The sequence below is a fragment of the Photorhabdus aegyptia genome (assembly GCF_000612035.1).
GTDB lineage: Bacteria > Pseudomonadota > Gammaproteobacteria > Enterobacterales > Enterobacteriaceae > Photorhabdus > Photorhabdus akhurstii.
This window is the reverse complement of record NZ_JFGV01000052.1, coordinates 12,985-37,248: the sequence shown is the minus strand read 5'-3', so window position 1 is coordinate 37,248 and position 24,264 is coordinate 12,985. Positions and strand designations below refer to the sequence as shown.

Annotated in this window: 20 protein-coding genes and 1 pseudogene; 12 read left to right on the top strand and 9 right to left on the bottom strand. The window is 44.4% G+C overall.

Annotated elements, in window-relative coordinates:
- From BA1DRAFT_RS24145 to BA1DRAFT_RS15590, 4 genes are all read left to right on the top strand, one after another.
- Nucleotides 1-200: hypothetical protein (locus BA1DRAFT_RS24145; protein WP_036780882.1), on the top strand; the 200-nt coding region annotated here is incomplete at its 5' end.
- A gap of 120 nt (nucleotides 201-320) precedes the next feature.
- On the top strand, nucleotides 321-2,171 hold the full coding sequence (locus BA1DRAFT_RS15600; RefSeq protein WP_200868792.1) for an aminotransferase class I/II-fold pyridoxal phosphate-dependent enzyme: 1,851 nt from the start codon (nucleotides 321-323) through the stop codon (nucleotides 2,169-2,171).
- The gene (locus BA1DRAFT_RS15595) at nucleotides 2,168-2,842 is read left to right on the top strand and encodes a formyl transferase (RefSeq protein WP_036780874.1); all 675 of its coding nucleotides are present in this window, start codon (nucleotides 2,168-2,170) and stop codon (nucleotides 2,840-2,842) included. Before BA1DRAFT_RS15600 ends, BA1DRAFT_RS15595 begins: the two co-directional genes overlap by 4 nt.
- A gap of 34 nt (nucleotides 2,843-2,876) precedes the next feature.
- A complete protein-coding gene (locus BA1DRAFT_RS15590) occupies nucleotides 2,877-3,689 on the top strand; it encodes a Cof-type HAD-IIB family hydrolase (RefSeq protein WP_036780873.1) in 813 nt (270 codons plus the stop codon).
- Between the two features lie 65 nt (nucleotides 3,690-3,754).
- Here the strand turns inward: BA1DRAFT_RS15590 and kdpE are convergent, their stop codons facing one another.
- The 7 genes from kdpE to BA1DRAFT_RS15560 all read right to left on the bottom strand — a co-directional run bounded on the left by kdpE (nucleotide 3,755) and on the right by BA1DRAFT_RS15560 (nucleotide 12,514).
- Nucleotides 3,755-4,447 (bottom strand): two-component system response regulator KdpE, encoded by a 693-nt coding sequence (gene kdpE, locus BA1DRAFT_RS15585; protein WP_036780871.1) that lies wholly within the window; start codon nucleotides 4,445-4,447, stop codon nucleotides 3,755-3,757.
- Nucleotides 4,444-7,137, bottom strand: a complete 2,694-nt coding sequence (gene kdpD / locus BA1DRAFT_RS15580; protein WP_036780869.1) for a two-component system sensor histidine kinase KdpD — start codon at nucleotides 7,135-7,137, stop codon at nucleotides 4,444-4,446. The genes kdpE and kdpD overlap by 4 nt, the downstream gene beginning before the upstream one ends.
- A gap of 8 nt (nucleotides 7,138-7,145) precedes the next feature.
- Nucleotides 7,146-7,727, bottom strand: coding sequence for a potassium-transporting ATPase subunit KdpC (gene kdpC, locus BA1DRAFT_RS15575; RefSeq protein WP_036780867.1), 582 nt, complete (start codon nucleotides 7,725-7,727; stop codon nucleotides 7,146-7,148).
- Nucleotides 7,728-7,738: 11 nt separating this feature from the next.
- A complete protein-coding gene (gene kdpB / locus BA1DRAFT_RS15570; RefSeq protein ID WP_036780864.1) occupies nucleotides 7,739-9,805 on the bottom strand; it encodes a potassium-transporting ATPase subunit KdpB in 2,067 nt (688 codons plus the stop codon).
- Between the two features lie 20 nt (nucleotides 9,806-9,825).
- Nucleotides 9,826-11,532, bottom strand: coding sequence for a potassium-transporting ATPase subunit KdpA (kdpA, locus tag BA1DRAFT_RS15565; protein ID WP_036780861.1), 1,707 nt, complete (start codon nucleotides 11,530-11,532; stop codon nucleotides 9,826-9,828).
- Nucleotides 11,533-11,622, bottom strand: coding sequence for a K(+)-transporting ATPase subunit F (gene kdpF / locus BA1DRAFT_RS24695; RefSeq protein ID WP_071647059.1), 90 nt, complete (start codon nucleotides 11,620-11,622; stop codon nucleotides 11,533-11,535). It abuts the gene before it with no gap.
- Nucleotides 11,623-12,130: 508 nt separating this feature from the next.
- Nucleotides 12,131-12,514: a hypothetical protein gene (locus BA1DRAFT_RS15560; protein WP_036780858.1), complete on the bottom strand. Its 384-nt coding sequence runs from the start codon at nucleotides 12,512-12,514 to the stop codon at nucleotides 12,131-12,133.
- A gap of 400 nt (nucleotides 12,515-12,914) precedes the next feature.
- Between BA1DRAFT_RS15560 and BA1DRAFT_RS15555 the strand changes: the two genes are divergently transcribed.
- Both BA1DRAFT_RS15555 and BA1DRAFT_RS15550 read left to right on the top strand, forming a co-directional pair.
- Nucleotides 12,915-13,124 (top strand): YbfA family protein, encoded by a 210-nt coding sequence (locus tag BA1DRAFT_RS15555; RefSeq protein WP_036780856.1) that lies wholly within the window; start codon nucleotides 12,915-12,917, stop codon nucleotides 13,122-13,124.
- Nucleotides 13,125-13,190: 66 nt separating this feature from the next.
- Nucleotides 13,191-13,934 carry a type 2 GTP cyclohydrolase I gene (locus BA1DRAFT_RS15550; protein WP_036780853.1) on the top strand — a complete coding sequence of 248 codons (744 nt, stop codon included), beginning with the start codon at nucleotides 13,191-13,193 and terminating at the stop codon, nucleotides 13,932-13,934.
- Between the two features lie 433 nt (nucleotides 13,935-14,367).
- Here BA1DRAFT_RS15550 and BA1DRAFT_RS24690 read toward each other — a convergent pair.
- Nucleotides 14,368-14,478: pseudogene (locus BA1DRAFT_RS24690) on the bottom strand (IS200/IS605 family transposase); the annotation flags it as partial.
- 59 nt (nucleotides 14,479-14,537) lie between these two features.
- Between BA1DRAFT_RS24690 and BA1DRAFT_RS15545 the strand changes: the two are divergent.
- A complete protein-coding gene (locus tag BA1DRAFT_RS15545) occupies nucleotides 14,538-15,707 on the top strand; it encodes an RNA-guided endonuclease InsQ/TnpB family protein (RefSeq protein WP_036780852.1) in 1,170 nt (389 codons plus the stop codon).
- 72 nt (nucleotides 15,708-15,779) lie between these two features.
- On the opposite strand, the gene BA1DRAFT_RS15540 is transcribed toward BA1DRAFT_RS15545, so the two are convergent.
- Nucleotides 15,780-17,063 (bottom strand): citrate synthase, encoded by a 1,284-nt coding sequence (locus tag BA1DRAFT_RS15540; RefSeq protein ID WP_036780850.1) that lies wholly within the window; start codon nucleotides 17,061-17,063, stop codon nucleotides 15,780-15,782.
- Between the two features lie 867 nt (nucleotides 17,064-17,930).
- Here BA1DRAFT_RS15540 and sdhC point away from each other — a divergent pair.
- From sdhC to sucA, 5 genes are all read left to right on the top strand, one after another.
- The gene (gene sdhC, locus BA1DRAFT_RS15535) at nucleotides 17,931-18,320 is read left to right on the top strand and encodes a succinate dehydrogenase cytochrome b556 subunit (RefSeq protein WP_036780848.1); all 390 of its coding nucleotides are present in this window, start codon (nucleotides 17,931-17,933) and stop codon (nucleotides 18,318-18,320) included.
- A complete protein-coding gene (gene sdhD / locus BA1DRAFT_RS15530) occupies nucleotides 18,314-18,661 on the top strand; it encodes a succinate dehydrogenase membrane anchor subunit (protein ID WP_036780845.1) in 348 nt (115 codons plus the stop codon). The genes sdhC and sdhD overlap by 7 nt, the downstream gene beginning before the upstream one ends.
- Nucleotides 18,662-20,428 carry a succinate dehydrogenase flavoprotein subunit gene (sdhA, locus tag BA1DRAFT_RS15525; RefSeq protein WP_036780844.1) on the top strand — a complete coding sequence of 589 codons (1,767 nt, stop codon included), beginning with the start codon at nucleotides 18,662-18,664 and terminating at the stop codon, nucleotides 20,426-20,428.
- Nucleotides 20,429-20,464: 36 nt separating this feature from the next.
- Nucleotides 20,465-21,181 (top strand): succinate dehydrogenase iron-sulfur subunit, encoded by a 717-nt coding sequence (locus BA1DRAFT_RS15520; protein ID WP_036780842.1) that lies wholly within the window; start codon nucleotides 20,465-20,467, stop codon nucleotides 21,179-21,181.
- Between the two features lie 265 nt (nucleotides 21,182-21,446).
- Nucleotides 21,447-24,254, top strand: coding sequence for a 2-oxoglutarate dehydrogenase E1 component (gene sucA, locus BA1DRAFT_RS15515; protein ID WP_036780840.1), 2,808 nt, complete (start codon nucleotides 21,447-21,449; stop codon nucleotides 24,252-24,254).
- The last annotated feature ends 10 nt before the right edge of the window (nucleotides 24,255-24,264 follow it).

Genomic DNA, 24,264 nt, shown 5'->3' with positions numbered 1-24,264 from the left:
TCAGGCGGCTAAACGTCGAAGAGCCATTTGGTCAGGGGAATTCCGTAGTCAACTTATCTTTGATTAAATTAAATACAAAGTGGAATCCCGCCCTGGGTGTAAAGACGGGTGGTGAAAATGGTGGTGAGGCAAGTTTCCACGGAAGAATTGATGGGGTTTGGGTATATCAACATGTTATATATGACCTCGTATTTAATTAATATTTAATTCAATATCAATTTTATATCATTATTAACGGACTATATTTTAGGTTAATTCCTATTTAAGAATAAAAATAACCTTTTAACATCAATTTAAAATAATTTATTAAGACTATGCATATGAAAACAGCAATCATTCTCTGTGCCGGAAGAGGCAGCAGATTATCAACTAGAACATCAAATAAACCAAAACCTTTGGTAGAAACAAATCAGATATCGTTTATCGATAATGCGCTGAGGAATATCGAAGCTGTCGGTATTAAAAAAGTTATTATTGTGGTGGGTTATAAGAGCGATGTTTTAATGTCTCATATTGAACAAGGCGCATATAACTTACATATTGAATTTGTTAATAGTGAAAAGTGGGAATCAACCAATAATATCTATTCTTTATATCTTGCCAGGAATTGGATTAAGCAAGATACGCTGATCCTTGAAGGGGATATCTTCTTCACAAAGAAATGTTTGGAAACAGTGATGTTAAAAGCAGGCGATCTCAATGTCCTTGTTTCTCCTCTTAGTGGTAATATGGAAGGGACTTATGCAAAAATAGATAAAGATAATATTATTGCATTAAGTTCTACTAAGGATAGTCATTATCAGGTTGAAGAAGGTCAATATAAGACGGTAAATATTTATAATATTTGCACCGCTAATTTTGCTGAATATGTTACTAAAGAGCTAGAAAGTTACGTTAATAGCGGATCAACTGGGTTATATTATGAGGATATATTTAAACAGTCTTTGCTGAATAATATGGCTGAATTTAAAGCAAGTATTGTTGATCATTCTCAATGGTATGAGGTAGATAATACTTATGATCTTACTATTTGTGACTTTATCTCAAGTAATAATAAATTAGATCTTATTCAAAATAGGCACGGTGGTTACTGGCGTTATCCTATTATTGACTTTGGATTAATTTATAATTTCAATTTTCCACCTAAGAAATTGAAAGATGAAATAAAGAATAATTTTGATGAAATATTTTTAAATTATCCTGGCGGGAATCGTTTAGTCGAACATGCTTTATCTGAATTTATTGGGATAGAGAGAACGCAATTATGTATTTCGAATGGCGCTGCTGAGATAATTAAACGGCTTCCTGATGTTTATACAGGTAAAGTATTAGTCACGGTACCTTCATTTAATGAATATGCTAATTGCTTTGGTAAAGACAGAACAATATTTAGCTATAGTAAAGAGAGCAGAGATTTTGAGATAGATATTGATGAACTATTAACGTTGGCGAAAGAGGAAAAGCCAAATGTGGTAGTGATTGAATCACCAAATAATCCGACAGGTAAACTGACGCCTATTGATAGTCTGTTATATTTGGCTGGCGAATTGTTAGCATTAAATATCGATTTAATTATTGATGAATCTTTCTTAGATTTCTCTAAAATGCGTGATGACACAATGTTAAAGCATTTAGATAACTATAAGAATTTATCTGTTATTCGAAGCATGAGTAAAACCTTTGGCATTGGTGGTATTCGTATCGGGTATATTGCCACTGCAAATCAGGAATTACTTGGTAAAATAAGAGCGGTATTACCCATTTGGAATATTAATGGTTTTGCTGAAGAGTTTTTATTGAGATTACCTCAATATAGAGAGAGTTATAAATTAAGTTGTGAACAAGTGATTATTGATACGTTAAAATTACAGCAAGAATTAAATTCAATCGAAGGTATTACTGCCTATGAAACGGATTCTAATTTTGTTTACTGTAAATTGCATGTTTCTGATGCAAAAACGATATCACAGTTACTTTTAGATATTCATGGGTTATATGTAAAAGAGTGTTCTGGCAAAGGAAATATAGATTCTGATAGGTATTTGCGTATTTCTTGCCGAACACCAAGCGATAATGAAATTTTAATACGTTCATTGCGTATGGTGATGCAGGGGCTAATTAATATTAGTGATATTAGTGTGGTTAAGGAAATTAACGAGGTTTGCGAATGAGCCATCCAAAAACAGTGGTAATTTGTGGTAAAGGAGAATTGGCAATTTTCATTTGTCAGTATTTCTTAAATCATAAAGAGTATAAAATATCGCACGTGGTGGCAGATAAATTCGAACCTGTGAGTACTGATCAGACATTAATCGAATTCTGTTATCAAAATAATATTTCTGTTATTGAGGATAATAAGGTTGAGAATCTACCCGGCTATGACAGCGGTGATTTCACTTGTGATTTATGCTTTGTCGTATTTCATAAGCGGATATTACCGTTAAAATTCATTAATTCTTGTAAGAGAATCTTGAATATCCATTTGTCCTATTTGCCTAAATATCGCGGCGTAAGGCCGGTAAACTGGGCTTTGAAAAATGGAGAACAGTCCCACGGTGTGACGATCCATGAAATTAATGAAGGTATTGACGCGGGGCCAATTGTCAATCAGATCTCATTTTCTATTTACCCTGAATTTGAAGAGGTTATTGATACTTATACAAGGGCTATTAACTATTCCAGACAATTATTCCTTGACACGATGCCAATATTGGAAAAAATAACTCCAAGACCTCAGGTTAATGCAGAGGCAACAATTTATTATGAAAAGGATAATCATAGTCTGGAAGAAAGGATGACATTTACCAAGCAGGCATCGCTCGAATTGCTTAATAAAGCTTAGATGATAACTGCTCTTAATGTACCGGGAAGCGCTTATGTATAATCTTATTGCTACAGATCTTGATGGAACTCTATTACTTCACGGGGATACGATAGGTAAATTTACCCATCAGGTGTTGACTAATTTGTCAAATAAAGGTAAGCAGATCGTATTTGCCACCGGCAGGCATCATGCTGATGTTAATGCTATTATTGGTGACTTTGGTATACCTGTACATCTGATTACGTCTAATGGCGCCAGATTGACCAGTGCCTGTAAGAAATTGGATATCAAACAATATCTACCGGGTGATGTAGTAAAAAGAGTGATTGAGGAAACTCAGGCGGATCAGGATTTAGTGATTAATATGTATTGTGGTTCCCAATGGTTAACCAGTGAGCTACACCATAGTTTCAGTGATTTTAATCAGAATGATAATTTTAATCCTGTAGTTAGACAGGCTGATGAAATGCCTTGTGATGCGGTTGAGAAAATCTTTTTCATTCACAAGAAGAGAGATCATGATGAGTTGGTTAAATTAGAACGTCATTTAATTGATCTATTTTCTGATAATGTCAGTGTCGCTTTCTCATTTCCTTGGTGTCTGGAGGTAATGGGTAGTGGTGTTTCGAAAGGGCAAGCTTTAATTCAGTTAGCTGAGTTTCTTGGCGTCCCAATCAATCAAACTATTGCGTTTGGCGATGGTATGAATGATGTAGAAATGCTTTCAACCGCCGCTAAAGGGGTCATCATGGGCACGGCACAGGATAGGGTTAAACAAGCGCTTCCGGGTGCCGATATTATTGGTTCTTGTTGCGAAGAGTCTGTCGCTTATTATTTATCTGAACATGTGTGTCAGGTGAAATAAGCTAAGTTTGGCTGAGAGATGTTAATTGCCTGAGACATGAAGAGATTAGATTTGTGTTTCAGGCATTAAGGCATAAACCGATAGCCAATGCCGGTTTCAGTCAGTAAATGTTTTGGTCTGGTTGGGTCGGTTTCTAATTTTTGTCGTAAATGCCCCATATAAATCCGTAAATAATGGTTGTGTTCAACATAATTAGGGCCCCAAACCTGGTTGAGTAATTGGCGTTGGGTGAGTACTTTGCCGCTATTTGCCAATAATTCACCTAACAATCGGAATTCAATTGGAGTGAGATGTAGTTCTTCATCGTTTTTGGTAATTCGGCGGTTAACCAGATCGACAACGACATCAGAAAAATGAACGATCGATTCTTCTTTATTGGTTCTGGCAAAACGACGTAAAGCAACCCGGACTCTTGCCAATAGTTCACTGATGCCAAAGGGTTTACTCAGATAGTCATCAGCGCCGACATCCAATGCCGCAACTTTATCCGCTTCTTTATCACGGGCAGAGAGAACAATAACGGGAATTGAGCTCCACTGGCGTAGATCACGGATCAAATTAATACCGTCACCATCCGGCAAGCCCAAATCAAGAATAATTAAGTCAGGCTTACGGGTTCCCGCTTCAATCAGGCCCCATTTCAGCGTATCACTGTCAAATACGCGATAGCCTTCACCTTCCAACGCTAGCCGGACAAAGCGTCGGATCTCTTTCTCATCTTCAATAATCAAAATGGTGTTATTGTTAGTAATAATCACATCTCCTCAGTAATAATTTCTGGTGGTTTCTCTAACGGTAGAACAAAGTGAAAACTTGCTCCACCTTTTTCGTTATTGGTCGCCCAAATCTTTCCTTGGTGGATTTCAATAATTGCCCGGCAAATTGCTAATCCGAGGCCCACGCCGGGAATGGCGGACTCTTTGCGAGCGCGGGAGAATTTATCGAAAATTAACTGTTCTTGTTCCGGGGGAATGCCTTTACCCGCATCCCAAACTTCAATATGAATCTGATTTTTTCCTGTTGTCGCTTTGATGCCCAGTGGTGTTTGGTCATCGGTATATTTGATTGCGTTTTCCAACAGGTTGATAAATACCCGCTCCAGTAAACTGGCATCACAATGCAACAGCAAATCAGATGGCAGGGAAACCGCGACTGGGTGACGGTTGAGCGCATATTCCAGAGAACGTAAGGTACTGCCGACGATCTCTTCCAGCGATTGCCATTCCAGATTGAGCTGAATTCCTCCCGATTGGATACGCGCCATGTCCAGTAAGTTATTAACCAGACGGGAAGTGCTGAGAATTTGTTGGCGGATCTGATTCACCTGTTTGGTATGTGGAGAGCCTTCGGCAGATAAATCTAACATCAGGATCTCCGCTTGTCCGAACAGGACTGTCAGTGGTGTGCGTAAATCGTGAGACAGGGCCGCCAGAAGCGAGTTACGTAACTGTTCCCGCTCTGTATCCAGTTTAGCGGATTCTGCCCGGCGCGAGAGTTGCAATCTTTCCAGGGCGTTGGCGATGAGACCGGTAAATGTTTGCAGCAATCGCTGTTGTTCAGGGATCAGTAACTGGCGCAAATAAGATGGCTCAATAGCCAATACAGCCAGTGTCTGAGAAGGTGTAGCAATAGGCTGTAGTTGGTAAGGTACGCTAGGTAGCGTATCGGTTCCCGCTCCGGCCGGCAGATTTTTATCAAAGCTCCATTTTGCAATGGCATCATCAATCAGCATATGACCGCCATTATTTGTCGTCAATTGATATAAGTTGCCATCGTCGTTGGGTAAAAAGAGGCCGGTTTTAGCCTGAAAACTATTGGTAAGAAAATGGTAGCTGGTGCGGGCAATATCTTCTTCATTCAGCGCTCGGCTCAGTTCACGGGTCATTTCATAGAGATTGCGGGTTCGCTGTTCGCGGTAACGGGCAATTCGCGCCTGATATCTCATTCCCGCAGTGAGGTTTCCAACGACGACGCCCACTATCAGCATGACACTAAAAGTCAGCAGGTACTGCATATCGGTAACAGCAAGAGACCAATGAGGCTGTACAAAGAAGATATCGAAACTAATAACATTAATAAAAGCGGCGAAGATTGAGGGTCGGTGTCCGTAAAATAGCGCAATAATGACGACGCCAAGCAGATAAAGTGTGACAAGATTGGCTTTATCAAGGGTCAGCAAGAATGTTCGGGAGAACAGGGTGATAAGTGTACAGAGCGCAATAGCGATTAAGCAGCCCTGAATCTGTACTCGCCATTTTTCACTCACAGGGCGGTTGTCATGCTCTTTATCCCATTGGCTGCGTTCTTCTAATGCGACAATGACCAGATCCAAATCTGGCCCTAGTTTTCCCAGTCGGTCAGCAAAACCTGGACGCCATTGCCAGCCAAACAGCTTCTGTTTGGAGGTACAGCGACGGCCTATCAGAATCTTGCCGAGGTTATGTTCTCTGGCATAACGTAATACCGCTTTTTCTTTGTTTGAATCGGAAAGTGTCGCGGTTTCAGCCCCTAATTCATGCGCTAATCTAAGTGCTTTTAAAATAGTGCGCCGTTTACCTTCGGGTAGTTGGTACAGTTTTGGAGTTTCAACATAGATGGCATGCCAGATACAGCCTAATCGGGCCGCAAGGCGAGCGGCAGTGCGGATGAGTTTCTCATTACCTGAGCTATTACCAATGCACAGTAGAAGATTATCACGGGTATGCCAGACCGGTTCAGGCCCTTGTGTGTCGCGGAAAGCACGCATTTGATCATCAACGCGATCAGCCGTCCGGCGTAAAGCGAGCTCCCGCAATGCAATCAAATTACCTTTGCGAAAAAAATTTTCGATGGCACGTTCTGCTTGGCTAGGAATATATACCTTACCTTCATGGAGCCGCTGGCGCAGATCATCTGGAGGCAGATCAACTAAGACAATTTCATTCGCCTGATCAAAGATGTGATCCGGGATAGTTTCCCTGACTCGGATACCGGTAATATCACCCACAACGTCATTGAGGCTTTCCAGATGCTGAACATTGATGGTGGTCAGGACATCTATGCCAGCCTCAAGCAACTCTTCAACGTCCTGCCAGCGTTTGGGATGGCGGCTGGTGTGGGGATTACTGAATGCCAACTCATCCATCAAAATGATGGCCGGGTGGCGGGCAATGGCGGCATCAAGATCAAAGGCGGTGGTTCTGCGCCGTCGGTAGTGGATCTGTTTAAGTGGCAGTTGTGGCAGACCATTAAGTAAAGCGGCAGTTCCTTGCCGCTCATGGGTTTCGACTACGCCGATAACCACATCCAGCCCCTGAGAACGCAATCTTTGCGCTTCCTGCAACATGGCGTAGGTTTTTCCCACGCCAGCGCAGGCCCCGAAAAATATTTTTAATTTACCGCGCTGTTTCTCGTTAACCAGTGTCAGTAATTCATCCGGGTTAGGGCGCTGTGGTTCGTGTTGATCCATGTTCAACCTTACTGTTTTTTCTTGTGCAAATTATCAAGGGCAAGATTAAGTTTTAACACATTAATCACTGGCTCACCGAGGAATTCCGATGGAGGTGGCTCAATATTATCCCTGATTAATTGTTTTACTACTTTAACCGGTAAATGGCGGGCATCAGCGACTCTCTGTGCTTGGAAGTCAGCGGCGGCGGGTGAAATGTGAGGATCAAGCCCGCTACTGGATGCGGTGACCAGATCAACCGGTACAGGAATGTCTGGTTGGCGGTTAAATTGACGTAGTTGCTCAACTCTGCGTTTGATTTCATCATCTAATATCGGGTTGGAGGGCGCTAAATTGCTGCCGCCAGAGGCCAGTGCGTTATAGGGATAATCTACGGTAGCAGAAGGACGTCCCTGAAAATAGGTCGCTTTAGTGAAGGGTTGGCCAATCAGTTCAGAGCCAACGGTTCGACCCTCTTGTTTTACCATAGAGCCTTGTGCTTGATAAGGGAACATCAGTTCTGACAAACCTGTTGCCAGCAATGGATAAGCTACGCCGGTAATCAGTGTCAGAAATATCAACAACACAACAGAAGAACGTAACCAAATCATTTTCATCACCTTTATTTAAGTATCAGCAAAGTGAGCAACATATCTATTAGTTTGATGCCGATGAAAGGCGCTATCAGACCACCCAGACCATAAATCCACAAGTTGCGACGTAAAAGCGACAAGGCATTCATTGGTCGGTAGCTCACGCCTTTGAGAGCCAATGGGATCAGGAAAACAATAATCAGTGCGTTAAAGATAACTGTCGATAAAACCGCCGAAGTGGGCGAATGCAGGTGCATGATATTCAAGATATTTAATTGTGGATAAGTGACGGCAAACGCCGCCGGGATAATGGCGAAATATTTTGCGATATCATTGGCGATACTGAATGTGGTCAGAGAGCCACGTGTCATCAACATCTGTTTACCAATATGGACAACTTCAATCAGTTTGGTTGGGTTGGAATCCAGATCCACCATATTGCCGGCTTCTTTAGCTGCCTGAGTGCCTGAATTCATAGCAACGGCAACATCGGCCTGAGCAAGTGCCGGGGCATCATTAGTGCCATCACCGGTCATGGCGACCAGACGGCCTTCGGATTGATATTGGCGGATCAGGGCTAGTTTGGCTTCGGGGGTGGCTTCCGCCAGAAAGTCATCTACTCCGGCTTCTGCGGCAATCGCCGCCGCGGTCAGACGGTTATCGCCGGTAATCATAACGGTCTTGATTCCCATACGGCGCATTTCACTGAATCGCTCTTTAATACCGCCTTTTATGATATCTTTTAGCGCGACGACTCCCAGTACCTGTTGATTTTCTGCGACAACCAGCGGCGTACCTCCTTTACGTGCCACTGTCTGTACCAAAATTTCCACGGCTTCTGGGAATTTTCCGTGATTGACTTCGATATGGCGGCGGATCGCATCGACAGCGCCTTTGCGGATCATGCGGTTTTCCACATTAACGCCACTCATTCGCGTCATGGCGGAGAACGGCACGAAAGTTGCGTTCAGGGAGCGCAGATCACGTTCACGCAAATTGAATCGCTGTTTTGCCAGAATAACAATGCTGCGGCCTTCTGGTGTTTCATCGGCTAAAGAAGAGAGTTGGGCGGCATCCGCCAACTGCTGTTCTGTTATGCCGGGCACGGGCAGAAACTGAGAGGCTTGGCGATTTCCCAAGGTGATGGTACCGGTTTTATCCAGTAGCAACACATCCACATCACCCGCGGCTTCAACGGCTCGTCCGCTGGTGGCGATAACATTCGCGCCTAGCATGCGGCTCATGCCTGCGACACCAATTGCAGAAAGTAAACCACCAATGGTGGTAGGAATAAGACAGACTAATAACGCTATCAATACCGTGACAGTGATAGGTTGACCAGATTGGTTAGCTTCCACGCTGAATATTGAAAAGGGCAGCAGAGTGACACACACCAATAGAAAGATGATTGTCAGAGCCGTCAACAGGATAGTCAGTGCGATCTCGTTTGGGGTTTTACGACGTTTAGCCCCTTCCACCATTGAAATCATGCGGTCAAGAAAAGTTTCACCGGGATTAACCGAACATTCAACCACCAGCCAGTCAGATAGCACATGCGTGCCGCCGGTTACAGAGGAAAAATCACCGCCAGATTCGCGGATAACTGGGGCAGATTCTCCGGTGATTGCGCTTTCGTCAACAGAAGCGCCACCTTCGATAACTTCACCATCGCAAGGGATAGTTTCACCGGCTTCAATAATGACGATATCCCCTTTACGAAGGCTGTCAGAAGGGACTTTCTCTCTGGCTGCATGACGATTGGATGAGGTGAGTTTGGTTGCCCAACTGGTTTTTCTTACCCCTTTAAGGCTGGCGGCTTGAGCTTTGCTTCTCCCTTCTGCCAGTGCTTCGGCAAAGTTAGCGAATAACACAGTAAACCATAGCCATAAGGCGATGCTACCGGTGAACAACGCATTTCCCTTGAATTGACCCGTTAACATGGTAATCCATAAAATGGTGGTTAACCCACTGCCTAGATAGACGACAAACATCACTGGGTTACGCCATTGTGCGGCCGGATGACATTTTTTGACTGAATCAATCAGGGCATTACGAATCAAAGCAGGCTCGAATAATGTCTGTTGCTTGTTGGTCATGGTATTCCTCTCTTTGGCTCTTATCGGGCCATTAGCCAGATTTGTAAATGTTCAATTACCGGGCCAAGGATCAGAGCCGGAATAAAAGTCAAGGCACCGATTAGCATGATGGTCAAAATCAATAGACTGATAAACAGTGTGCTGTAGGTGGGAAGTGTACCGTTGCTGGCAGGCTGGCGTTTTTTTACGACCAAAGAACCGGCAATAGCAAGTACTGGCAGGATCATGCCAAAGCGGCCCAAAAACAGGATGATGGTTAGCAACAGGTTGTAAAACATACTGTTGGCATTGAGGCCGGCGAAAGCACTGCCATTATTGTTGGCAGCGGAGGAGAGGGCATAGAGCGCTTCACTGAAACCATGAGCGCCAGGGTTCAAAATACCGGCACGTCCACTGGCGGTGGAGATGGCAAGCGCTGTACCTAAAAGAGCCAGTGTAGGAGTAACTAAAATCGCCAGCGCCACCATTTTTATCTCGAATACTTCGATTTTTTTACCGAGATATTCAGGGGCGCGGCCTATCATTAAACCGGCGATAAAAACGGTCAGCAGAACGAACAGTAACATACCGTATAAACCAGAACCGACGCCGCCAAACACGACTTCGCCAATTTGTATCAACCACATTGGGATCATGCCGCCAAGCGCAGTGAAAGAGTCATGCATAGCATTGACTGCCCCACAGGAAGCGGCGGTTGTGACTACGGCATAAATTGAGGTTGCGAGGATGCCAAAGCGATTCTCTTTACCTTCCATATTGATATTACTGTTGGCGCCTAACAGGCTGAAATGGGGATTCCCTTTCAGTTCGGCATACATGACTCCTACGGTGGCAATGATAAAGATGATACTCATTGCCCATAATAGAGCGTACCCTTGACGGTTATCGCCAACCACTTGCCCAAAAGCAAAACAGAGTGCGCAAGGGATCAAGAAGATAGAGAGTATCTGAACGAAATTGCTGATGGCGGTTGGATTTTCAAAGGGGTGTGATGAATTAGCATCAAAGAATCCACCACCATTGGTTCCCAATAATTTGATAGCTTCTTGCGAGGCGACGGGACCCATCGGAATTAATTGCTGTTGGCCTTCAATGGTGTGAGCTAATTGATACGGTTCGAAATTCTGAATCACTCCCTGACTGACAAAAACGAGCGTGATAACTATAGACAGCGGTAATAGCAGATAAAGTGTGATACGTGTGATATCAACCCAGGCGTTGCCTACGGTTTTGACGCCATGACGGGAAAATGCGCGTATCAGCGCAAATGCTACGGCAATACCGGTCGCCGCAGAAAGAAAGTTCTGCACCGTTAGACCTGTCATCTGGCTAAAGTAGCTGAGGGTGTTTTCTCCACTGTATGACTGCCAATCGGTATTGGTGATAAAGCTGACTGCTGTATTCAGCGCCAGATCCCATTTGAGTCCGGGGAAATGTTCAGGATTAAGGGGAAGGGCGTGTTGTGTGACTAAAAGCGTGAATAGCAGCAGTAGCCCGGTCAGATTAAAGATAATGATAGCTAATGCGTATTGCCGCCAGTTCATCTCTTTGACGGTACCGCCAGGTTTTTGTAAGCCACAGCAACGCCAAAGGCTTGACTCTGCTTTAGTCAGCCCGCGCGGAATATTACCGTCGATCATATTGGCGATAACATTTCCGAGTGGCTTTGCCAGTAACATCAAAATCAATAAGAAACTGGTGATCAATAAAAAAGCGGATGCTGCCATTTAAAAATCCTCCGCATGAAGTAGCGCATAAATCAGATAAACTAGTAACAGGGCTACTAATAACACGCCGGAAATGCAGGATATGCTCATTGCTTATCTCCCGAAAACTTGGATGGATAAAGATTAGGGAAGGGGATGCAAAGATGCTGATAAAAGAGTGAGTGGATGTGTAAAAAAAGTGTAAAAATGACTAATAAAAGAAGACTTAAATAGAAACCTATCTTGTTTAGAACTATAAAAATAATTCCCTTTTTCAGCAGAAGATACACTTATGAGAAAGTGAATGGTTAGGAGCATTAGGTGATTTTAAATTAATCCATAACCCTATTCATGAATGTTTTGATTATTTATACAATATTGATAAAATAATCGAAATATTAAAAATTGGTGTGTGATTTTCTTATTTTTTAATTATATATTTTTGTGTTGATAATTAAATTAATTGCGATTTTATAATATGGGTTAAATTATTTTAGCCTATTATGAGAATGTAGGGTTAAGTGTTAATGTGATTATTAATGATTAACAAGAAATACTCCGTATATGAATTTTATAAAATATTTAATAAATGGCTTTTTATATTAAAAAGCCATTTATTTCAATGAATTAAATATTTTTCTATTTCTTCAAATGTTACATTTGAATCTATTGCCTGATAGAAGCCATTTTCGACATGTATTGGCGTAATTATATTAGTGTTTTTCAATATTGGTTTATTGTTAAAGAAAACAGATAGTTTTTTTCCTACGTTTTTCTTTATAAAGAGATTAAATGGTTTACTGCAATGAGAGTTATTTTTTACTTTAATGAAAATGGAATAGTAATTATCCCCTTTTTTCGGGGTAATTTCCTCTATACATAATGGAGTTAAATGAAAAGTTTCACCATTTGCTTTATAGTCAATAGAAAAAGCGTGTTTTTTGGAGACACAACCTGAAACATTTATTACTAATATTAATAATATAACAGTTAATACCTTCATCTTTCCTCCTATTATCTGTCATAGTTAATCCACAATCATTCTGGAAAATAGTATGGCGCAAAGAATAATATCGTTTTTCTCTGCTTTATAATGATTATCAATCAAAGTTTTCATATTGGCAATCCTTGCTTTTATTGCTAGCGTCAAACGGATATTTTCAAATGCCTGTATCGTTAATCTCATTTTCACTGACTGTTAATAAAATGTTTGTAATATTACATTTTTATCATATTTTATGTAATAAAATTACATAAAATAGAAAATATAGCGACAATAACGGCTTAAAAGTGATCTGATAAGTGGTAAATTTTCATTTTTTGCGATAAAATTTTAAACAATTTACAGATTGATTATTTTTAAGATTCTGCGGAAAAGTGGGATCATTTTAAGGAGGACAAATATGTCTTCATATCGTGAGTATCCTTGGTATCAAGTTCTTTTACGCCGTATTGGCGCTGTCACTTTCGGTATCCTGGCGTTGCCGGTTATGTTGTTTCGTCGTGATCGCGTCCGTTTTTACAGTTACTTGTATCGTATATGGGTAAAAACCAGCGATAAGCCCGTATGGTTAAAACAATCAGAACAGGTTTTGGCCGTCAAGAACGGTTAACAACTGACAATTGGAGACTGGTAACGGTATATTACTGTCATACAACTAATACACAGGACGAATATGATGCGTAATATTGAGCTGGAAAATGTGATTAACCAAGAGCTGAATGTTGGTGAGTTTCAGGATTACGCCCCCAATGGTTTACAAGTTGAAGGGCGTACTCATATTCAGCGAGTCGTTACCGGTGTGACCGCTTGTCAGGCTTTATTAGATGAAGCGGTTCGTCATCAGGCTGATGCTATTATCGTTCATCATGGCTATTTTTGGAAAAATGAGCCAACGGTGATTCGTGGTATGAAACGTAATCGTCTGAAAACTCTACTCGGTAATGATATCAATTTATACGGTTATCATCTGCCGCTTGATGCTCATCCATCACTGGGCAATAACGCGCAATTGGCCCGTCTGATGAATGCGAAAGTTGTTGGGTTGATTGAACCATTCGTACCGCATGGGGAATTTGATCAGCCGATATCACCGGTGGAGTTAGCTTCACGTATTGAACAGGCGCTTGGTCGCAAAGTGTTGCATGTGGGCGATAACGCGCCTGAGGAGATTCGCACGCTTGCCTGGTGCACCGGCGGTGGTCAGGGTTTTATTCAACAGGCGGCTGAATTTGGTGTTGATGCTTTCATTACCGGTGAAGTGTCAGAGCAGACGATTCATATCGCCCGTGAAATGGGGCTGCATTTTTATGCTGCGGGCCACCATGCCACCGAGCGTTATGGTATTAAGGCTTTAGGGGAGTGGCTGGCTGATAATTATGGTCTGGATGTCACTTTTATCGATATTCCAAACCCGGCGTGATCACGTTCTTCTAATGCTGACATTGAAATAAGCGAAGCCCACCGCTGGTGGGCTTCAAAGCTTTTGATAAGCTTTTCATAATTAACGTTTTTTTATCAATAACGTTATTCTATCCGATTCATAGAACTGTGAATTTTGATCCTGGTGATCTCGCTACACACGCAAGTAGAGGCTACGTTTGATAATTTAGAGAGTAAGTCGCTTGTACCTACTCTTGGATAACGAGCATACACAAGGAAAGTGATGAGATCAATTTTTACAGTGCTTTAAGCTGTACTGGTATGGCATCAAATTTCACTGAATAATCTTTCCAATTGAATAAAGCCCTAGCTATTAAGCTAGCAAAAACTGCGGTAAACCCTTGTATCTTGAAAATTGATTACAACGTCAACATGATTAGATTTGGCACGGTGTGTGCAGACCGATAAACCCTTTCACATCCCAGCTTTGCCACCGCTGAACTGAATGCCTCACGTAACGGGTGTATCATCCGTCCATCAAAGCGCTTTCGACGGGATTTTGTCGTGAATATCAAATGCACAACCCGTTGATATCTTCCTGTCACAGGCTAAAATGAAGGCACTTTCTCAATGAGCGCTGAATATGTTAAGAGCGACCAAAGTCCGCCTCTACCCCACACCCGAACAGGCCGCGTATCTTAACGGCCAGTTCGGTGCGGTCCGTTTTGCGTACAATAAGGCGCTGCACATCAAAAAGCATGCTTATAGACGTCACGGTGTGAGTTTAAATCCGCGCAAAGATCTTAAACCGCTACTGGCGGTCGCGAAGAAATCACGCAAGTACGCCTGGCTCAAGGCATATGACGCCATCGCGTTACAGCAGGCGGTGATCAATCTGAATACCGCGTTTGATAATTTTTTCAATCCGAAGTTGCAAGCCAAATTTCCCACGTTCAAACGCAAACACGGCCGGCAATCCAGCTATCACTGTATTGGGGTGAAAGTGCTGGATGGCGCCGTGAAGATCCCGAAATTGTCACCGATAAAGGCGCACATACACCGAGAAATTGAAGGGCAAGTGAAGAGCATTACGCTCTCCCGAACAGCTACGGGAAAATATTTCGCCGCTATCCTGTGTGACGATGGTTGGGATGTACCGGAAAAGCCGGGCGTTATCACCCGCGTGACAGGGTGTGATATGGGTTTATCCCACTATCTTATCCAGTCGGACGGGGAGAAGGTGAATAACCCTCGTCACCTTATCAACGCCGCCCGTAACCTGCGTCGCAAGCAGAAAGCCCTGTCCCGAAAACAGAAAGGCAGCGCCAACCGTCGAAAGGCACGTTTACAGGTCGCCGCGGTACACGAACGGGTAGCCAATGCCCGTGCCGATTTTCAACACAAACTCTCCCGGACAATGGTTGACGAAAACCAAGCGGTCATTGTCGAGACGCTGAAATCGGCCAATATGATGAAGAATCACCACCTTGCTCGGGCTATCGGGGATGCTGGCTGGCATGGCTTCATCAAGAAACTGGAATACAAAGCCGCGGCGGCGGGCGTTCATCTGGTCAAACTGGATCAGTGGTTCGCCAGCTCGAAAACTTGCCATTGCTGCGGCCACAAAGTGCCGGAAATGCCGCTGCATAAGCGGATCTGGCTATGCCCTTGCTGTGGTGTCGAACATGACCGCGATATCAATGCGGCGCTCAACATCCAGTGCAAGGGCACAACAGAATTACAGGCGGCGGGACTCGTCGTTTCTGCCCACGGAGGCCCGCGTAAATCCGTTATATCGACGGTGGCGGCCTGAGAAGTGGGAAGCCTCGCCGTTTGCGGCGTGGAGCAGTCACAGCTTGGCCCTTATCGTAATCGGATTTTATTATTATTTTTCAAGCTGGCTTTTGAAATCACGTTTTGTGTAGCCGGTATAGAGTTGACGTGGGCGAGCAATTTTCACGCCATCATCATGCATTTCATTCCAGTGAGCGATCCAGCCGATAGTACGGGCAATGGCGAAAATAACAGTGAACATGGTGGATGGAATCCCCATTGCTTTCAGGATAATGCCTGAGTAGAAATCCACGTTCGGATACAGTTTCTTCTCAATAAAATAGGGGTCGTGTAGAGCAATACGTTCAAGCTCCATAGCAACTTCCAGCAGGCTGTCATTCAGGCCGAGTTCATCTAGCACTTCATGGCAGGTTTCACGCATGACGGTTGCGCGAGGATCATAGTTTTTGTAAACACGATGACCAAATCCCATCAGACGGAAAGCATCATTCTTATCTTTGGCCCGGTTAATAAATTCAGGAATATGTTCAACTGACTGGATTTCTTCCAGCATACGTAGACAAGCTTCGTTTGCGCCGCCATGAGCAGGTCCCCAGAGAGAAGCGATACCTGCGGCAATACAGGCAAATGGGTTGGCGCCGGAAGAACCTGCGGTACGTACTGTTGAGGTAGACGCGTTTTGTTCATGGTCCGCATGTAGGATTAAAATGCGATCCATAGCACGCTCCAATACAGGGTTCACTTTATATTCTTCGCATGGTGTAGCGAACATCATGTGTAGGAAGTTGCCTGCGTAGGAGAGGTCATTGCGTGGATAAACGAATGGCTGACCAATAGAGTATTTGTAGCACATGGCGGCCACTGTCGGCATTTTTGACAGCAGACGGTAGGCGGTAATGTCTCGGTGACGTGGATTGTTCACATCCAGAGCATCATGATAGAAAGCAGCCAGAGCGCCGGTAACACCACACAGCACCGCCATTGGGTGCGAATCACGGCGGAAGCCGTTGAACAGGCGATGGATCTGTTCATGGATCATAGTGTGACGGGTAATAGTTTTTTTGAATTTATCAAACTGTTCTTGTGTTGGTGTCTCACCATACAGCAGGATATAACAGACTTCCAGATAAGTAGATTTTGTCGCTAGCTGGTCGATAGGGAAACCACGGTGCAGCAATACACCTTCGTTACCATCAATGTAGGTGATCTTGGATTCGCAAGATGCTGTAGAAGTAAAACCAGGGTCGTAGGTATAGAAACCTTGGGAGCCGAGAGTACGAACGTCGATGACTTTAGACCCAAGGGTCGGTGTTAGCACGTCCAATTCAATAGCAACTGAACCGTCTGGGGTTAGAGTTGCTTTGTTATCTGCCATTACAGTCTCCTTAGCGCTTTCATTTTTATAACTCTTAACAACCACGGCGGAAAGACACTATATAGAGTCTATCTTATCAGGCTATTTTATCGACCATTCTTTGTCATCAAGAACAGGCTTGGACGGTGCTCTGACAAAAGCGATCACTTTTGAATGCACTTTGGTGTGGCCCGCGCCGGTGAGCGATTTATGAGTGAATCGCCTCTTACAGACTGTGCGCATACTCCGGTTGCGGTGCAATCTGTGTTCCCAATTTATTGACAAGATGGCCTACACTCATAATGCCTGGTGGAATAGGTTCTTATACTGTGTCCCCTGACACTGTACTACCGGGGAAAAGCTGAAATCAGGCCAATATCACATTTAAGGCTGAAATTTCACCCCGGACGACAATGGTTTTCGGGTTGTTAGCGAATTTTTGAGAGTTATGTTTTATGCATTGACTACAAAAATGATTATGATTCGTGCGGACTACACAGTTACATAACTTTAGCTTTTCTTGAGGTCTTTCCTCTTACCAAAAATCAATCTCAAAAGTGTTTTCAACCATATATGTAAGATAAATGTTTAAAGTTTGTCAAACAAGATAATTAATTTTGTGCAATATGTTTGAATCGTGATCTTAATCACTGTTCAGTGGAAATGTAGCTAATCATATTGTGTTGGAATTGTAATAATAATGTGAAGCACATATACTGCCGCCAGGTCTCCGGATTACCCTGCTGTAGGAGCACCCAGCGTAACTAAATCACAACATTCCTTAACATCAAGGATCTATCGTTTGATTAAATGTTGTGTCTTTGTATCCTCTTATCGCTGTCTGATTTCCGCCCAGGTCCGGAGGAAGGAAAATAATAAAAGAGCTGTGTGGGCAAAATTGTGAAAAAACAAAGACCTGTCAACCTTGATTTGCAGACGATACACTTTCCAGTCTCTGCAATAGCCTCGATCTTGCACCGTGTCTCTGGCGTCATTACTTTCATAGCAGTAGGAATTCTCCTCTGGTTGTTAGGAATGTCTCTCTCCTCGCAAGAAGGGTTTCAGCAAGCCGCCGATATTATGACGGGATTTTTCGCTAAGTTTATTGTGTGGGGCATTCTGACCGCACTGGCTTACCATATCTGTGGTGGTATCCGTCATATGCTGATGGATTTCGGCTACTTGGAAGAAAACTTAGCGGTCGGTAGTCTCTCTGCCAAAGTGGCAATCGGGATTGCTGTTATTCTGTCGATTCTGGCTGGAGTACTGGTATGGTAAGTAACGCATCTGCATTGGGTCGCACGGGTATCCATGATTGGCTATTATTGCGCGCGTCCGCAATGATTATTGTTTTATATGTTCTTTATATGTTGGGCTTTGTCGTTACAACGTCGGATATTACTTATGAAGTCTGGCGGGGTTTCTTCGCCTCATCCATCACTAAAGTCTTCACTGTGCTGGCCCTGTTTTCCATTCTGGCTCACGCCTGGATTGGTATGTGGCAAGTACTAACTGACTATGTAAAGCCGCTGGCACTGCGTTTAATGCTGCAATTGGCGATTATCGTTGCGCTGATGGCTTACTTGATTTATGGAACAATTGTGGTGTGGGGTGTATAGATGAAACTGCCAGTAAGAGAGTTTGATGCAGTCGTTATTGGTGCGGGTGGCGCTGGCATGCGCGCTGCGCTACAAATTTCACAAATGGGATTATCTTGTGCTTTGATTTCCAAAGTATTCCCAACCCGTTCTCATACTGTATCCGCGCAGGGGGGGATCACCGTTGCGTTGGGTAACTCCCATGACGATAACTGGGAATGGCACATGTATGACACGGTGAAAGGCTCCGACTATATCGGTGACCAGGATGCGATTGAGTACATGTGTAAGACCGGGCCGGAGGCGATTCTGGAGCTGGAGCACATGGGGTTGCCATTTTCGCGTTTGGATGACGGTCGTATTTATCAACGTCCATTCGGCGGCCAGTCAAAAAACTTTGGTGGTGAGCAGGCGGCACGTACAGCCGCGGCGGCAGACCGTACCGGTCATGCCCTGTTGCATACGCTGTATCAGCAGAACTTAAAAAATCACACTACTATTTTTTCTGAATGGTATTCGTTGGATCTGGTTAAAAATCAGGATGGCAGCATTGTTGGTTGTACTGCGATCTCTATTGAAACCGGTGAAGTGGTTTATTTCAAAGCGAAGGCGACTATTCTGGCAACGGGTGGCGCCGGTCGCATCTATCAATCAACAACTAACGCTCACATTAACACCGGTGATGGTGTAGGTATGGCGCTGCGTGCGGGTGTGCCTGTACAGGATATGGAAATGTGGCAATTCCATCCAACCGGTATTGCCGGGGCGGGTGTTCTGGTGACGGAAGGCTGCCGCGGTGAAGGTGGTTATTTGTTGAATAAAGATGGTGAGCGCTTTATGGAGCGTTATGCACCAAATGCTAAAGATTTGGCTGGTCGTGATGTCGTGGCGCGTTCCATCATGATCGAAATCCGCGAAGGCCGTGGCTGTGATGGTCCTTGGGGGCCTCATGCTAAGCTGAAACTGGATCATTTGGGTAAAGAGGTGTTGGAATCTCGTCTGCCGGGTATTCTTGAATTATCCCGTACTTTCGCCCACGTTGATCCGGTAAAAGAACCGATCCCGGTTATTCCGACTTGCCACTATATGATGGGAGGCATCCCAACTAAAGTTACCGGTCAGGCACTGATGGTTAATGAAAAAGGTGAAGATGTCGTTATTCCGGGCCTGTTTGCTGTCGGTGAAATTGCCTGTGTATCTGTTCATGGCGCAAACCGTCTGGGGGGGAACTCTCTGTTGGATTTGGTGGTGTTTGGCCGTTCTGCCGGTTTGCACCTGAAAGAATCGCTGATGGAGCAAGGCACTAGCCGCGAAGCTAGCGAATCTGACATCGAAGTATCCCTGCAACGTCTGAACCGTTGGAATAGCGCGAGTACTGGTGAAGACCCGGTTAAAATTCGTAAAGATTTGCAAGCGTGCATGCAGAACAACTTCTCGGTATTCCGTGAAGGCGATGCAATGGCGAAAGGGCTGGAAGAACTTAAAGTTATCCGTGAACGCCTGAAAAATGCCCGTTTGGATGATACTTCCTCAGAGTTTAATACCCAACGTATTGAGTGTCTGGAGCTTGATAACCTGATGGAAACGGCATTTTCTACGGCGGTTGCTGCTAACTTCCGTACTGAAAGCCGCGGTGCTCACAGCCGTTTCGATTATCCGGATCGTGATGATGCGAACTGGTTATGCCATACCCTCTATCTACCGCAAACTGAAACTATGACTCGTCGTAATGTCAACATGCAGCCAAAACTGCGTGAAGCATTTCCGCCGAAAGCGCGTACTTACTAATGAGTTGCTGATAATCCAGTTGCGGAGGAATAGATTATGAAACTTGAATTTTCGATTTATCGTTACAACCCGGATGTTGACAGCGCTCCTCGTATGCAGGATTACACGCTGGAAGCAGAAGAAGGGCGTGACATGATGTTGCTGGATGCGTTAATCCAGCTTAAAGAACAGGACCCAACACTCTCTTTCCGCCGTTCTTGCCGTGAAGGGGTTTGTGGTTCTGATGGCCTCAACATGAATGGTAAAAATGGCTTGGCCTGTATTACGCCTGTTTCGGCTTTGCGGCGTGGCAGCAAGAAAATTGTTATCCGTCCGTTGCCAGGTTTGCCGGTTATCCGTGACTTGGTTGTAGATATGGGGCAATTCTATGCGCAATATGAGAAGATTCGCCCATATTTGTTGAATGACGGTAAAAATCCACCGGCGCGTGAACATTTACAATCACCTGCACAAAGGGAAAAACTCGATGGTCTGTACGAGTGTATCCTGTGTGCATGTTGTTCAACTTCTTGTCCGTCATTCTGGTGGAACCCTGATAAATTTATCGGGCCTGCGGGTTTACTGGCGGCATATCGCTTCCTGATTGACAGCCGTGATACTGAAACGGCTTCACGATTAGATAAGTTGAATGATGCTTTTAGTGTTTTCCGTTGCCATAGCATCATGAATTGTGTCAGTGTGTGCCCTAAGGGGTTGAATCCAACAAAAGCTATTGGCCATATTAAGTCTATGTTACTGAAACATAGTGCATAATAGGTCCGCCCTCCGCGAAATTTTTTTGTGGAGGGCACAAAGAATTGAAGAGTATGAGTTGCCAACTGCTAATGATGACAAAAGCTTGAGGAGAGGAACCTTTAAAAACGGTTGGGCGTTTTTTAAAGGTTCCTTGAAGGGTTCCGAAACCCAAAAGAGAACATGCATAAAGCACGTCCAAATGAACCTTTTATCGATACCGTATTTTAAACGGTAATAGTTAACCACGGCGAAAACTAAAGCTTTTAAAGCTTAAGGGATCACAATGCAGAACGGCGCAATGAAGGACTGGCTGGATTCAAGCTTCCTGGCTGGTTCAAACCAGTCTTACATAGAGCAGATCTATGAAGACTATATAACCGATCCAAACTCCGTTGATGCAAGTTGGAGAGAGATTTTCCAACAATTGCCGAATGCGGGACTCAACGGTGAACAACTCCACTCGCAGACGCGTGATTACTTCCGCCGTCTTGCGAAAGATACTACGCGTTATCATTCCTCTGTCAGCGATCCAGCAATGGATGCAAAACAAGTTAAAGTTTTGCAGCTCATCAACGCATTCCGCTTTCGCGGTCATCAAAATGCGAACCTTGACCCGTTGGGATTATGGAAACAGGATAGCGTCCCTGATTTAGATCCTGCTTTCCATAATCTGACGGAAGCTGATTTTGCAGAGACATTTAACGTAGGCTCTTTTGCAATCGGCAAAGAGACGATGAAATTGTCTGATTTGTATGAAGCGCTGAAACGCACTTATTGCGGTTCTATTGGCGCTGAATACATGCACATCACCAATACGGAAGAAAAACGTTGGATTCAGCAGCGTCTGGAGTCTGTGACTGTCAGCTCTCAGTTTAGCGTAGAGGAAAAGCGGCGTTTTCTGGCGGAACTGACGGCGGCGGAAGGTTTGGAGCGTTATCTGGGAGCTAAGTTTCCGGGAGCGAAACGTTTCTCTCTTGAAGGTGGTGATGCGCTGATTCCCATGTTGAAGGATCTTATCCGCCATGCGGGTAAACATGACACACGAGAAGTTGTGCTAGGAATGGCTCACCGTGGTCGCCTCAACGTCTTGGTTAATATTTTAGGTAAAAAACCGGCTGATCTGTTTGATGAGTTTGCCGGTAAACATAAAGAGCACCTTGGTACCGGCGATGTGAAATATCACCAAGGTTTCTCGTCTGATTTTGCTACCGAGGGTGCTAAAGTTCATTTGGCATTAGCATTTAACCCATCTCACCTTGAGATTGTCAGCCCTGTCGTTATTGGTTCAGTGCGTGCCCGCCGCGACCGTCTGGATGAAGGCCGCAGCAATATGGTGTTGCCAATTACTATCCACGGTGATGCGGCTGTGACCGGCCAAGGAGTGGTGCAGGAAACTCTGAACATGTCTCAGGCTCGTGGTTATGAGGTAGGCGGTACAATTCGTATTGTCATCAATAACCAGATCGGTTTCACAACGTCTAACCCGAAAGATGCCCGTTCAACACAATACTGTACCGATATTATCAAAATGGTACAGGCGCCGATTTTCCACGTTAATGCAGACGATCCAGAAGCGGTGGCATTTGTTACCCGTTTAGCACTGGATTTCCGTAATACCTTCAAACGTGATGTGATGATCGATCTGGTTTGTTATCGTCGTCATGGTCATAACGAAGCTGATGAGCCAAGTGCAACTCAGCCAATGATGTATCAGAAAATCAAGAAACACCCAACGCCACGTAAAATCTATGGCGACAAGCTGGCGGCTGAGAACTTGATATCAGTCGATGATATGACCGAGATGGTTAACCTGTATCGCGATGCCCTCGACCGTGGTGATTGTGTCGTTGATGAGTGGCGCTCAATGGGGCTGCATTCATTTACTTGGGAGCCTTATCTTAATCACGAATGGGATGAAGAGTACCCACATAAAGTTGAGATTAAGCGTTTGCAAGATCTGGGTAGACGTATCAGCTTTGTCCCGGAAGAAGTGACAATGCACTCCCGTGTAGCGAAAATTTATAATGACCGTGCAGAGATGGCAAACGGCGATAAATTATTCGATTGGGGCGGCGCAGAAACATTGGCCTACGCGACTTTAGTGGATGAAGGAGTCCCGGTGCGTTTGTCCGGTGAAGATGCCGGTCGTGGTACTTTCTTCCATCGTCATGCTGTTATCCATAATCAGGCTAACGGTTCTGTTTATGTTCCTCTGGCGAACGTTCATAACGGTCAAGGAGCATTCGATGTTTGGGATTCTGTTCTGTCTGAAGAAGCGGTATTGGCGTTTGAGTATGGCTATGCCACAACGGAGCCTCGCGCTCTGACAATCTGGGAAGCTCAGTTTGGTGATTTTGCCAACGGCGCACAGGTTGTTATTGACCAATTCATCAGCTCTGGTGAGCAGAAATGGGGCCGTATGTGTGGCTTGGTTATGCTGCTGCCTCATGGCTATGAAGGGCAGGGGCCTGAACACTCTTCAGCCCGTTTAGAGCGTTATCTGCAACTGTGCGCAGAACAGAACATGCAGGTTTGTGTACCATCAACGCCAGCCCAGGTCTACCATATGCTTCGCCGTCAGGCTTTGCGCGGTATGCGCCGTCCGTTGATCGTTATGTCGCCAAAATCGCTGTTGCGCCATCCATTAGCCGTTTCCAGCCTGGATGAACTGGCTAACGGTAAATTCCAGACAGTTATTGGTGAAGCTGACGCCCTTGATCCGAAAGGCGTTAAACGAGTTGTACTTTGTTCAGGCAAAGTCTACTACGACCTGTTGGAGCAACGTCGTAAAAATGAACAAACTGATGTCGCTATCGTGCGTATCGAGCAACTATATCCATTCCCTCATCAGGATGTTCAGTCAACACTGGAACAGTATGCTCATGTACATGATTTTGTCTGGTGCCAGGAAGAGCCATTAAATCAGGGGGCCTGGTATTGCAGTCAGCACAACTTCCGTGAAGTGATCCCGTTCGGGGCTTCTTTACGTTATGCAGGTCGTCCTGCGTCTGCTTCCCCGGCAGTTGGATATACGTCAGTTCACCAGCAACAACAACAAGAGCTGGTTAATGACGCACTGAACGTTGAATAAATAAAGGATA

Bases quoted from the DNA above. Each gene is read 5' to 3' on its own strand.
- sdhD (WP_036780845.1), top strand. From the start codon at position 18,314: ATGGTAAGTAACGCATCTGCATTGGGTCGCACGGGTATCCATGATTGG.
- BA1DRAFT_RS15555 (WP_036780856.1), top strand. From the start codon at position 12,915: ATGTCTTCATATCGTGAGTATCCTTGGTATCAAGTTCTTTTACGCCGT.
- BA1DRAFT_RS15545 (WP_036780852.1), top strand. From the start codon at position 14,538: ATGTTAAGAGCGACCAAAGTCCGCCTCTACCCCACACCCGAACAGGCC.
- sucA (WP_036780840.1), top strand. From the start codon at position 21,447: ATGCAGAACGGCGCAATGAAGGACTGGCTGGATTCAAGCTTCCTGGCT.
- BA1DRAFT_RS15550 (WP_036780853.1), top strand. From the start codon at position 13,191: ATGCGTAATATTGAGCTGGAAAATGTGATTAACCAAGAGCTGAATGTT.
- BA1DRAFT_RS15560 (WP_036780858.1), bottom strand. From the start codon at position 12,514: ATGAAGGTATTAACTGTTATATTATTAATATTAGTAATAAATGTTTCA.
- BA1DRAFT_RS15540 (WP_036780850.1), bottom strand. From the start codon at position 17,063: ATGGCAGATAACAAAGCAACTCTAACCCCAGACGGTTCAGTTGCTATT.
- sdhA (WP_036780844.1), top strand. From the start codon at position 18,662: ATGAAACTGCCAGTAAGAGAGTTTGATGCAGTCGTTATTGGTGCGGGT.
- BA1DRAFT_RS15600 (WP_200868792.1), top strand. From the start codon at position 321: ATGAAAACAGCAATCATTCTCTGTGCCGGAAGAGGCAGCAGATTATCA.
- kdpA (WP_036780861.1), bottom strand. From the start codon at position 11,532: ATGGCAGCATCCGCTTTTTTATTGATCACCAGTTTCTTATTGATTTTG.
- kdpD (WP_036780869.1), bottom strand. From the start codon at position 7,137: ATGGATCAACACGAACCACAGCGCCCTAACCCGGATGAATTACTGACA.
- BA1DRAFT_RS15520 (WP_036780842.1), top strand. From the start codon at position 20,465: ATGAAACTTGAATTTTCGATTTATCGTTACAACCCGGATGTTGACAGC.
- kdpC (WP_036780867.1), bottom strand. From the start codon at position 7,727: ATGATTTGGTTACGTTCTTCTGTTGTGTTGTTGATATTTCTGACACTG.
- kdpF (WP_071647059.1), bottom strand. From the start codon at position 11,622: ATGAGCATATCCTGCATTTCCGGCGTGTTATTAGTAGCCCTGTTACTA.
- kdpB (WP_036780864.1), bottom strand. From the start codon at position 9,805: ATGACCAACAAGCAACAGACATTATTCGAGCCTGCTTTGATTCGTAAT.
- BA1DRAFT_RS15590 (WP_036780873.1), top strand. From the start codon at position 2,877: ATGTATAATCTTATTGCTACAGATCTTGATGGAACTCTATTACTTCAC.
- BA1DRAFT_RS15595 (WP_036780874.1), top strand. From the start codon at position 2,168: ATGAGCCATCCAAAAACAGTGGTAATTTGTGGTAAAGGAGAATTGGCA.